Raw genomic sequence first — 11334 nt, 5'->3', positions numbered from 1 at the left:
CAGGACGCGCACCATACCGTGCGGGAGGGTGAGGCTGGAGAGGCGCATCATCATGCGGGCTTGTTGTTTGAGGCGGTCGGTCATGCCGTCGGCGCCGCCGATGACGAAGCAGACGTGTTCGCCGTTTTGCTGCCAGCTTTTGAGGTGTTCCGCCAGCTCGACGGAGGTCGGGGCTTTGCCGCGTTCGTCGAGGACGATGAGGAATGCGCCTTGGGGGATGGCTTCGAGGATGCGTTTTTCTTCCGCCGCCATGCCTTGTGCGGCGTTGACGCCTGCGCCACGTTTTTCGGGTTTGATTTCTTTGAGGGTGTAGGCGACGTCGCGTCCGAAGCGTTTGGCGTATTCGCCGACGGCTTCGTCCACCCAGCGGGGCATTTTGGTGCCGACGGCGAGGACGGTGATATTCATGGGTTTCCTTGGTCGGATGGGGTCGTCTGAAAGTTTTCAGACGACCTTTTGGTTTGAATGATGGTGAAACGGGATTTTTGAATCCGATATTTTGGTTGTTCGGTCAAAGGGTCGTCTGAAAACTTCGGTTTGGGCAAAGGGGGTTCAGGTGTGCGCAATAAAGCCGTCTGTATGCACAGACGGCTTGGGGTGATGGCTTAGTCGGCGGCGTGCCAGGGTTTTTGCGCGCCGGCGTGGAAGCTGGGTTTTTCGCCGCCCCAGAGGGTGTCGATGTCGTAGAAGTCGCGGACGGCGGGCAGCATGACGTGGACGACGAGGTCGCCTGCGTCAACGAGCGTCCATTCGCCGCTGTCGCCTTCGGTGCTGAGGATTTCGAAGCCGGCTTCTTTGAGGCTGACGGCGACGTTGTTGGCGAGGGCTTTGACTTGGCGGGTGCTGTCGCCGCTGGCGATGATCATGCGGGCGAACAGTGAGGTTTTTTCTTGGGTTTGGAGGACGGAGATGTCTTTGGCTTTGATGTCTTCGAGGGCTTCGACGGCGGTTTCGACCATTTTTTGCAGGTCTTGCAGTTCTTGTTCGTTCATTGTTTTCCTAATGGTGGGAATGAAATGGGGTTTGGACGGTATTATAACTTATCTGTATGAATTTACGCTATTTTCCGCTTTGGTACAGTTCGTGTTCGCGGATGTAGCGGGCGACTTGGGGCGGGAGGTCGTCTGAAAGTCTGCCGCTTTGGAGGGTTTGGCGGATTTGGGTGGAGGAGGTGTTGTGCAGGGGGGCGTTGAGGATGCGGACGCTGCCGTTTTGGAGGGCTTCGCCCAGCCAGGCGTGGAGTTCGCGCGGGGTTTGGTTGAGGTTGTCGCCTTGGCGCATGGCAACGGCGATGTGGGTTTGGCGCACGAGGGTCTGCCATTTTTTCCAAGTGTGCAGTTTCATGAGGCTGTCGCTGCCCATGAGCCACCAAAGTTGGGCGGCGGGGAATTGCTGGCGGAAGATTTGGACGGTGTCGAAGGTGTACGTCGCGCCGTCGCGGACGATGTCGCAGTCGCTGGCGGCGAAGCGGGGGTCGTCGGCGATGGCGAGTTCGGTCATGATGAGGCGGTCTTGGGCACAGGCGCGGGACGGGTCTTTGTGGTAGGGGTCGCCTGCGGGCAGGAAGACGACGGTGTCGAGTCCGATTTCGTCGGCGAAGGCGCGGGCGATGTGGAGGTGGCCGTTGTGGATGGGGTCGAAGGTGCCGCCGAAAAGTCCGATGTTTTTCATGGGTGTCCTTGGGTGTGGGGTGTGCGCTCTGTTTGGGTTTCAGACGACCTTTCGGGTTTATGGGTTGGCGGGGTCGTCTGAAAGGCTTTTTGCCTCGGGGCTGCCGTCGACAACCAGGGTGAGTTTGCCGGTGGTCGGGTGGATGACGAGTCCGTGGACGGCGATGTCGGCGGGCATAAGCGGGTGGTTGCGGATGACTTTGACGGTGTGGCGGACGCTGTCTTCTACGTTGTCGAAACCGGTCAGCCAGTTGTCGAGGTCGATGCCGGCGTTGCGCAAGGTTTCGATGCGGTCGTCGGGAATGTCGCTTTCGTGTACTTTTTCAAGGAAACCGGCGGCGTTCAGCCCCTTCATGCCGCAGTCGTGGTGGGCGATGACCATGATTTCTTTGACTTTGAGTTCGAACACGGCGACCAAAAGGCTGCGCATGACGGAACCCCAAGGATGGGTAACGACTGCGCCGGCGTTTTTGATGAGCTTGGCGTCGCCGTTTTTCAGTCCGAGCGCGTCGGGCAGCAGCTCGATGATGCGCGCGTCCATGCAGGACAGGATGGCCAGTTCGCGGCCGGGATATTTGTCAGTGAAATATTTTTCGTATTCGCCCGATTCGACAAAATTTTGGTTATAGGCGAGAATTTCGCTCAATTCGCTCATGGTGTTGGACCTCCGACAGAATGGGACGATTATAGCGGTTTTCGGGCGGTTTGGCTTTGCAGCGTGTGCCGTCCGGCTATGGATAGAGTTGGTTGCAAATTGAAGCGGAGCAGATACAATCCGCTTTATGATTATGTATTGATTGGATTGAGGAACAGCCATGTCTTCGCGCCCTTGTTTTTCCGAAACACTCGACCGCCGCACCCACGACGCGCTCTACGATTGGGCGCGGGTAAGTTACGGCGCCTCGGACGACTGGAGCACGCTCTATCTGAACGGGCTGGCTTTGGGTCGTCTGAATCCGTTTTGGCGCGAACGGATCAAACAAGACTGGCAGGAAGGGCTTTCTGAAATTTCAGACGACCTCTGCCTGCAAACGGACAACTGGCTGGCGATGGGCGACAGTTTGCAGCACTTGGCGCACGAATGGAAAAGCCTCGGACTGCTGCACGGCTGGCGCGACGAAAAGTTTGACGTGTGCGACGACGCGGGCAAGGTTCTCTTTGCGTTGGAACGCGCCGCCTTCCGCCCGTTCGGACTCATGAGCCAAGCCGTCCACCTCAACGGATTGGTGCAAACCGACGGCCGCTGGCATTTTTGGATAGGCCGCCGCAGTCCGCACAAAGCCGTCGATCCCGACAAACTCGACAACCTCGTCGGCGGCGGCATTGCCAGCGGCGAAACCCCGTTTGAAGCCGTCTGCCGCGAAAGCGAAGAAGAAGCCGGACTGATGCCGCCCGCCCTCGGCAACCTCCGAGCCGCCGCCCGAATCCACAGCCTGCGCCCCGTATCGCGCGGCATCCACAACGAAATCCTGCACATCTTCGACATCGTCCTGCCCGAATCCGTCCGCCCCGAAAACCAAGACGGCGAAGTCGCAGGGTTTGAATTGATGAACGTTTCGCAACTCATCGAAACCATGTTGTCCCAAACCATGATGCACGATGCCCAGCTCGTTACCCTCGAAGCCCTCAAACGCTACGGCGCGCTCGACAGGCAGCATCCGTTAAGCCTTTGGCTGGACAGCCTTTGCCGCTAAACGAAACCAATAAACAAAACCCCGCCGTTTCCCTTTCACGATTCCCCAAAAGGTCGTCTGAAACCCATGCTCCGACTTACCGACATCTGCAAACGCTTCGACAGCAAAACCGTCGCCGACCACATCAGCCTGACCGTCTCCGCAGGAGAAACCCTCGCCGTCCTCGGACGCTCCGGCTGCGGCAAATCCACCCTGCTCAAAATCATTGCCGGCATCGCCAAGCCCGACAGCGGCGAAGTCTGGCTGGACGGGCAGGACATCACCGCCGTCCCGCCCGAAAAACGCAACGTCTCGCTGATGTTTCAAGACTACGCCCTGTTCCCGCACCTGACCGCCCAAGAAAACGTCGGCTTCGGACTCAAAATGCGCCACCTACCCAAAGCCGAAATCGAAGCACAAACCATGCAGGCGCTGCGCGACATCGGTTTGGAAAACGAAGCCCGCCGCAAACCCGGCAGCCTCTCCGGCGGCGAACAGCAACGCCTCGCCCTCGCCCGCGCCCTGATTATCAAACCGTCCCTGCTCCTCTTGGACGAAGCCTTCTCCAGCCTCGACACCCACCTGCGCCACAACCTCTACCGCCTGACCAACGAGAGCATCCGCCGTCAAAACATCCCCGCCATCCTCGTAACCCATTCCCCCGAAGAAGCCGCCGCGCTGGCAGACCATATCGCCCTCATGCACGAAGGGCGCATCCTCCAATACGGCACACCCGCCGAACTCTTCCGCCGCCCCGCCGACGCCCAAGCCGCCCGCCTGCTCGGGCTGCCCAACACCGACGATGCGCGCCACATCCCGACACACGCCATCCGTCCCGACCCGCAAGGCACACCCTGCCGCATCCTGTCCCTCACGCCCTTGCCAGACAGCCTGCGCCTGACCTTCGCCCACCCCGAATACGGCGAACTGACTACCCTTCTGCCCGCCGGACAGCTACCCGCCGGCGATACCGTGCCGATACATATCGATAAAGGACAAATCGTCTGGTTTGAACCGTCGCGATGATGTTTCGTGTCCCGCCTTAATCGTTGCGTCCGAACATAGAAAAAGGTCGTCTGAAAATTTTCAGACGACCTTTTATGTCAACGCATCAAGGCGTTATCAAATATTGGTTTCCAGATAAACGACTTGGGTTTGCAGATATTCTTCCAAACCGTGTTTGCCGTCCGCGCCGCCGATACCGGATTTTTTCCAGCCCGCGTGGAAGCCCTGCATGGCTTCGAAGTTTTCGCGGTTGATGTAGGTTTCGCCGAATTGCAGGCGGCGGGTGACGTAGAAGGCTTCGTTCAGGTTGGTGGTGTACACGGAGCTGGTCAGACCGAATTCGCAGTCGTTTGCCAAGGCGATGACTTGGTCGAGCGTGTCGAAAGTGGAAACAGGCAGGACGGGGCCGAAGGTTTCTTCCTTCATGATGTCCATGTTGTTGTCGGTGTCGGTCAGCAGGGTCGGCTCGAAGAAATAGCCGCGTCCTTCGGCGCGTTTGCCGCCGCAGACCAGCGTCGCACCTTGTTTGACGGCGCGTTCCACTTTTTCGGCAACGGCTTTGACGGCGCGCTCTTCAATCAACGGGCCCATTTCCAGCGCGCCTGCTTCGGCTTCGGCAGGGTTGCCGTAGCGCACGCCTTTCATGGCGGCGGTCATTTTTTCAATGAACGCGTCTTTCAGGCTGCTGTGGACATAGACGCGCTCGGCGCAGTTGCAGATTTGACCGGTGTTGCCGACGCGCGAAGCCAAGATGGATTTCACTGCCAAGTCCAAATCCGCGTCTTTCAAAACGATGGCGGGGGCTTTGCCGCCGAGTTCCAGCGAGACTTTGGTGATGTTGGCGGAAGCGGCTTCCATCACTTGGCGGCCTGCTTCGACGGAGCCGGTCAGGCTGACCATATCGACTTGCGGATGGGCGGACAAGGCATTGCCGATTTCCGCGCCGGGACCGTTCACCACGTTGAACACGCCTGCGGGCAGTCCGACCGCATCGACGATTTCGGCGAAAATGTGGCAGTTGATCGGGGTCACGCTGCTGGGTTTGACGACGATGGTGTTACCCGTGACCAAAGCAGGGCCCATTTTGCGGGCAATCAGGAAGAAGGGGAAGTTCCACGGCAGGATGCCTGCCACGACGCCCAGCGGACGTTTGAACAATAAAATGTTTTCGCGCGGGCGGTCGCTTTGGATGATTTCGCCTTCGTAACGGCGCGCCCATTCGGCTTGGTAATCGAGATAGTCGGCGGTGAACATGACTTCCACGCGCGCCAAGTCTTTGGTTTTGCCGCCTTCAGCAACGATGGTGTCGGTCAACTCGTCGGCGCGTTCGCGTATGCCTTGGGCGATTTTGCGCAAATACGCGCCGCGTTCGACCGCAGGCAGCCGCTCCCATGCCGGTTGCGCCGCACGCGCCGCCGCTACGGCGCGGTCAACGTCCGCTTTGCCGCCTTTAGGTTCGCGGGCGATGGCCTCTTCGGTGGAAGGGTTCAATACGTCGCGCCATTCGCCGTTGAAATCGTTTTCAAAGCGTCCGTTGATGTACATGGCCAATTGTTTCATTTCAAGTTCTCCTGTTGTTGTAGTCGTGTGTAGTCAGTGTATGCCTTTTATGCCGCCGCTGCAATGGAAATGCTGTTTGAAAATGCAAATTTAATAATATAGGCGTTTATTTTCAGACGACCTTTTGCTTTTTTATGTGCAAGGCTGTAAGGTTTGGACATTCCCAACGTCTAATCATACAAACCGTCCACACAGGAAACATTAGAGATGAAACCCCGTACCTTCTTTTCCCTTTGCGCCAAGTTCGGCTGTCTGTTTGCGCTGGGCGCCTGTTCGCCCAAAATCGCCGATGCCGAAGCCGCGACCGTGCCGCACACTTTGTCCACTTTAAAAACCGCGGACAACCGCCCCGCCAGTGTTTATTTAAAAAAAGACAAACCGACCCTGATTAAATTCTGGGCGAGCTGGTGTCCTTTGTGTTTGTCCGAATTGGGGCAGACCGAAAAATGGGCGCAGGATAAGCGGTTCAGCTCCGCCAACCTGATTACCGTTGCGTCCCCCGGCTTTTTGCACGAGAAAAAAGACGGCGACTTTCAAAAATGGTATGCCGGTTTGAACTATCCCAAGCTGCCCGTCGTGACCGACAACGGCGGCACCATCGCCCAAAGCCTGAATATCAGCGTTTACCCTTCTTGGGCGTTAATCGGTAAAGACGGCGACGTGCAGCGCATCGTCAAAGGCAGCATCAACGAAGCGCAGGCATTGGCGTTAATCCGCGACCCGAATGCCGATTTAGGTCGTCTGAAAAACGCGTTCTACAAACCCGACACACAGAAAAAGGATTCAAAAATCATGAACACGCGCACCATCTACCTCGCCGGCGGCTGCTTTTGGGGCTTGGAGGCCTATTTCCAACGCATAGATGGCGTGGTTGACGCAGTATCCGGCTACGCCAACGGCAAAACGAAAAATCCGAGCTACGAAGACGTGTCCTACCGCGATACAGGTCATGCCGAGACCGTCAAAGTCACCTACGATGCCGACAAACTCAGCCTCGACGACATCCTGCAATACTATTTCCGCGTCGTTGACCCGACCAGCCTCAACAAACAAGGCAACGACACCGGCACGCAATACCGCAGCGGCGTGTATTACACCGACCCCGCCGAAAAAGCCGTCATCGCCGCCGCCCTCAAACGCGAGCAGCAAAAATACCAACAGCCCCTCGTTGTTGAAAACGAGCCGCTGAAAAACTTCTACGACGCTGAGGAATACCATCAGGACTACCTGATTAAAAACCCCAACGGCTACTGCCACATCGACATCCGCAAAGCCGACGAACCGCTGCCGGGCAAAACCAAAGCCGTCCCGCAAGGCAAAGGCTTCGACGCGGCAACGTATAAAAAACCCAGCGATGCCGAACTCAAACGCATCCTGACCGAAGAGCAATACCAAGTTACCCAAAAAAGCGCGACCGAATACGCCTTCAGCCACGAATACGACCACCTGTTCAAACCCGGCATTTATGTGGACATTGTCAGCGGCGAACCCCTGTTCAGTTCTGCCGATAAATTCGATTCCGGCTGCGGCTGGCCGAGCTTCACCCGCCCGATTAACGCCGCCGCCGTTACCGAACACGACGATTTCAGCTACAACATGCGCCGCACCGAAGTGCGCAGCCATGCCGCCGATTCGCACTTGGGACACGTCTTCCCCGACGGCCCCAAAGACAAAGGCGGCCTGCGCTACTGCATCAACGGCGCGAGCCTGAAATTCATCCCGCTGGAACAAATGGACGCGGCAGGCTACGGCGCGTTGAAAGGCAAAGTGAAATAAAGGCGCGATAACACGAAAGGTCGTCTGAAAAACAAAAATCAGTTTTCAGACGACCTTTTTACCGCCGCGATGCCTTGTTTCTTCTGCCGACAGCTAGAAACGCGGATTGCTGGCGAATAAGGTTTGAAACATTATAGTGGATTAACTTTAAACCAGTACGGCGTTACCTCGCCTTAGCTCAAAGAAAACGATTCTCTAAGGTGCTGAAGCACCAAGTGAATCGGTGCCGTACTATCTGTACTGTCTGCGGCTTTGTCGCCTTGTCCTGGTTTAAAGTTAATCCACTATAAAAGGACGCATGATGCGTCCTTTTTGTCTTTGGTATGTCGTCTGAAACCCGACGATGAAGAAACCGTCAATCTTCTTCACCTTCCTGCAAACCTTTATCCTGCAAAGCCGATTCTTGGGCGGTTTCCACCAAATCGCGTTGCAGGCGTTTGGTGGTTTTGACGCCCAGCGCACGCAGTTTCTCGGCGCGGCTGACAAGGTTGCCGCGTCCTTGCGAGAGCTGTTTGTAGGCTTGTTGGAACTGGCTTTGCGCTTGGTCGATGTTCTTGCCGACGCTTTCGAGCGTTTGGACGAAGCCGGTGAATTTGTCGTAAAGCCTGCCGCCTTCTGCCGCGATGGCGAGGGCGTTTTGGTTTTGCTGTTCGTTGCGCCAGATGTGGGCGACGGTGCGCAGGGTGGCGAGCAGCGTACTCGGGCCGACCGGCATGATGCGTTTGTCGAAACATTCTTGGAACAGGGCGGCATCGTGTTGCAGGGCGAGCAGGTAGGCGGGTTCGACGGGGATGAACATAAACACGAAGTCCAGCGTGCGCACGCCTTCGAGGTCGGTATAGTCTTTTTGCGAAAGGCTGCGGATGTGGGCGCGGATGCTGGCGACGTGGGCGGCGAGTTCGCGCTCGGCGGTTTCGGCGTCGGCGGCTTGGGTGTAGCGGACGTAGGCGGTTAGCGAGACTTTGGAGTCGATGACGATTTGTTTGCCTTCGGGCAGGTTGACGAGGACGTCGGGCTGGAGGCGGCGCGCGCCGTCTTCTTCTTGGCGGACGGCGGCGGCTTGGACGGTGTATTCGCGTCCTTTTTGCAGGCCGGAATGTTCCAAAACGCTTTCTAAAATCATCTCGCCCCAGTTACCTTGGGTTTTGTTTTGCGTGCCGGTGAGCGCGTCGGTGAGGGCTTTGGCGTCGCTGTGCAGTTGGGTGTTGAGGGTTTGCAGGCGTTTGAGTTCGTTTTCGAGGGTCAGCCTTTCGCGCGCTTCTTTTTCATAGGTTTGCTGAACCAGCTCGCTGAAGCCGTGGATGCGTTCGTTGAGCGGGGTCAGCAGTTGGCTGAGGTGGTCGCGGTTTTGCTCGGTGAAGCGGCGGCTTTTCTCTTCCAAAATGGTGTTGGCGAGGTTTTGGAACTGGTCGCCCAAGCTTTGTCGGGCTTCGGCAAGGAGCTTGAGCTTTTCGTCGGCGGCGAGGCGTTCCTGTTCGAGCTGGATGTGGAGGCGTTCGTTGCGGACGTGCAGGTTGTGCGCGTTTTCCTGAAGCTCGGCGTAATCTTGTTTCAGACGACCTGCTTCCTGTTCGCGCTCTTGAAGATAGCCGATTTGGCGTTCGGCGGCGGCAAAGCGGTTGCCCAATTCCTGCAACTCGCCCTGCAAATCTTGGACATGATAGCGCGCGTCGGCAAGCTCGGATGCGGTTTGCGCCTGATTTTGTTCGGCAAATTCAAGATGCTGGCGGCACTCGGCAAGCGATTGCATCAGGGCAAACTGCTGCGTCTGCGCCTTGTTGCGGGCGAGCAGCCAAGTGATGAGCGCGCCGGACAAAAAGGCAAGCGCGGCGGTCAGGAGGAGCGGGGCATTCATAGGTCGTCTGAAAACGGAAAAAGCAAAAACGGCAATATAGCATGTTTGCAGGGCAAGCTCGCTGTGCGCTTGAGTATAGTGGATTAACTTTAAACCGGTACGGCGTTACCTCGCCTTAGCTCAAAGAAAACGATTCTCTAAGGTGCTGAAGCACCAAGTGAATCGGTGCCGTACTATCTGTACTGTCTGCAGGCTTCGGCGCCTTGTCCTGATTTAAATTTAATCCACTATAGGATGAGGCGGAATGACTGATAAACCGATGCCGAACAGCGGTTCGCAGAACGCAGGGCGCAGCAGTGGTAGCGAATCAATTTGATGGGGGCGTAAACGGCATCGACGAAACAGAAAGCCTTTTCAGACGACCCTGCCAACCCATAAACACAAAAAGATCGTCTGAAAACCTGAAAACAGGTTTTGCACGTTTCGCCGCGCCCAAACAGAGCTTTGACCGCCGACAGCTTGGAAAACCGCCCTCTTTGGGCAAAGCGAAATAAGCCGCAGCGCCGGATGAGAGATTTGCTGAGCAATTTCACAAGAAAACAGCGGATTCCGGTTTGTCGGGCAGGGATTTTGGTTTCAGACGACCTGTTTTTGCCAAAAATAGATAGATCATTTAAAAAATGGCAATGGTGATTATAGTCTGAGGCTAAAAACCCAAAAACCAAGCGGAAAAGTGTTGTTTTTTATCTGATTGAAAAATATAAGGAAAATTTAAAAATTTTCTAAAATGATGTAATTTGGCAACAAAAAATCCGAGAGCATCTATTCTAAAATAAACAATTTGTAATCGGCTTGTAACTAAGACATCGGTGTCATTCTTCAAGACATCGGTGTCATTTTCAAAACTAAAAACAATTTATCAAAATAATTACATTAAAGCATTAATACCGCTATTTTCTTTACAAAAAAACTGTATAATTTATCAATTAAGGCGGTATCATGACATCTGTCGATATGGCAGACATGTCGGCAACGAATACAGATGTTGTTAAATAACATTTGATTAATATGTAAAAGGATTACCCGAAATGAAAAATTTATTGACCTTGGCCGCAGCCTCTTTAATCGGTATGGCCGGTGTTACCGCTTCAGCCTCTATGGTTGCCCGCAATATCGAAACTGCTGCAAAAAAATAATTTGAAAACAAACGAAATATTTTAAACGCTTCCCAAACCCCCACAAACAACCTTCCCGCCCGCGGCGGAGCGGCTTTCAACCGATTCCGGCATCAGATGCCGACACAAGCGCGAACCGCAGACCGCCCAGTTCGGCGGCGGGAACAAAAGAAAGAGAGATTACTATGAAAAACTTAATTAAATTGGCAGCCGCCTCCCTGATTGGCATGTCCGGTCTGACCGCCAGCGCGACGACCGCCGCCAAAAACATCGCCGAAGCCGGCAAATAATCAGCCGACCCGACGATATATTGGATTAAATTTAAATTAGGACAAGGCGACGAAGCCGTAGACAGTACAGATAGTACGGAACCGATTCACTTGGTGCTTCAGCACCTTAGAGAATCGTTCTCTTTGAGCTAAGGTGAGGCACCGCCGTACTGGTTTAAAGTTAATCCACTATAACATCCGCAACACAAACACAAGAAAGAGACTCAAAATGAAAGAATTGATCAAACTCGCCGCTGCATCGCTGATCGGTATGTCCGGTCTGACCGCAGGCGCGACCCACATCGCCGACAATATGCGTACCGCGATTAAAAAATAAGCTCGGGCTGTTTTAAACCCCAAGCTGTCGGAAGTCAAAGCAAAGGTCGTCTGAAAAGTTTCAGACGACCTTTT

Annotated in this window: 9 protein-coding genes; 3 read left to right on the top strand and 6 right to left on the bottom strand. The window is 55.3% G+C overall.

The window, feature by feature from the left end:
• From rlmH to HMPREF3277_RS01130, 4 genes are all read right to left on the bottom strand, one after another.
• A partial coding sequence (gene rlmH, locus HMPREF3277_RS01145) for a 23S rRNA (pseudouridine(1915)-N(3))-methyltransferase RlmH (protein WP_070869786.1) occupies nucleotides 1-408 on the bottom strand: 408 nt, incomplete at its 3' end.
• A 197-nt stretch (nucleotides 409-605) separates the two neighbouring features.
• Entirely contained in the window at nucleotides 606-992 is a 387-nt protein-coding gene (gene rsfS, locus HMPREF3277_RS01140; RefSeq protein ID WP_003760959.1) for a ribosome silencing factor, read from the bottom strand.
• A gap of 67 nt (nucleotides 993-1059) precedes the next feature.
• Nucleotides 1060-1671, bottom strand: coding sequence for a nicotinate-nucleotide adenylyltransferase (gene nadD / locus HMPREF3277_RS01135; protein WP_070869785.1), 612 nt, complete (start codon nucleotides 1669-1671; stop codon nucleotides 1060-1062).
• Nucleotides 1672-1728: 57 nt separating this feature from the next.
• Nucleotides 1729-2325: a beta-class carbonic anhydrase gene (locus HMPREF3277_RS01130; RefSeq protein ID WP_003764800.1), complete on the bottom strand. Its 597-nt coding sequence runs from the start codon at nucleotides 2323-2325 to the stop codon at nucleotides 1729-1731.
• Between the two features lie 160 nt (nucleotides 2326-2485).
• Between HMPREF3277_RS01130 and HMPREF3277_RS01125 the strand changes: the two genes are divergently transcribed.
• Both HMPREF3277_RS01125 and HMPREF3277_RS01120 read left to right on the top strand, forming a co-directional pair.
• Nucleotides 2486-3364 (top strand): NUDIX hydrolase, encoded by an 879-nt coding sequence (locus HMPREF3277_RS01125; protein ID WP_070869784.1) that lies wholly within the window; start codon nucleotides 2486-2488, stop codon nucleotides 3362-3364.
• Nucleotides 3365-3430: 66 nt separating this feature from the next.
• Complete coding sequence (locus HMPREF3277_RS01120; RefSeq protein WP_070869783.1) at nucleotides 3431-4369, top strand: ABC transporter ATP-binding protein; 939 nt, start codon at nucleotides 3431-3433, stop codon at nucleotides 4367-4369.
• 96 nt (nucleotides 4370-4465) lie between these two features.
• Here HMPREF3277_RS01120 and aldA read toward each other — a convergent pair whose 3' ends face one another.
• On the bottom strand, nucleotides 4466-5908 hold the full coding sequence (gene aldA / locus HMPREF3277_RS01115) for an aldehyde dehydrogenase (protein WP_003760973.1): 1443 nt from the start codon (nucleotides 5906-5908) through the stop codon (nucleotides 4466-4468).
• A gap of 207 nt (nucleotides 5909-6115) precedes the next feature.
• Here aldA and msrAB point away from each other — a divergent pair, with 207 nt between their 5' ends.
• Complete coding sequence (gene msrAB / locus HMPREF3277_RS01110) at nucleotides 6116-7684, top strand: bifunctional peptide-methionine (S)-S-oxide reductase MsrA/peptide-methionine (R)-S-oxide reductase MsrB (RefSeq protein ID WP_070869782.1); 1569 nt, start codon at nucleotides 6116-6118, stop codon at nucleotides 7682-7684.
• Between the two features lie 355 nt (nucleotides 7685-8039).
• Here the strand turns inward: msrAB and rmuC are convergent, their stop codons facing one another.
• Nucleotides 8040-9539, bottom strand: a complete 1500-nt coding sequence (gene rmuC, locus HMPREF3277_RS01105) for a DNA recombination protein RmuC (RefSeq protein ID WP_070869781.1) — start codon at nucleotides 9537-9539, stop codon at nucleotides 8040-8042.
• Between the last annotated feature and the right edge of the window lie 1795 nt (nucleotides 9540-11334).

The sequence above is a fragment of the Neisseria sp. HMSC70E02 genome (assembly GCF_001838645.1).
Classification (GTDB): Bacteria; Pseudomonadota; Gammaproteobacteria; order Burkholderiales; family Neisseriaceae; genus Neisseria; species Neisseria macacae.
The sequence above is the reverse complement of the archived record's forward strand: the minus strand, read 5'-3'. Positions and strand labels throughout refer to the sequence as shown.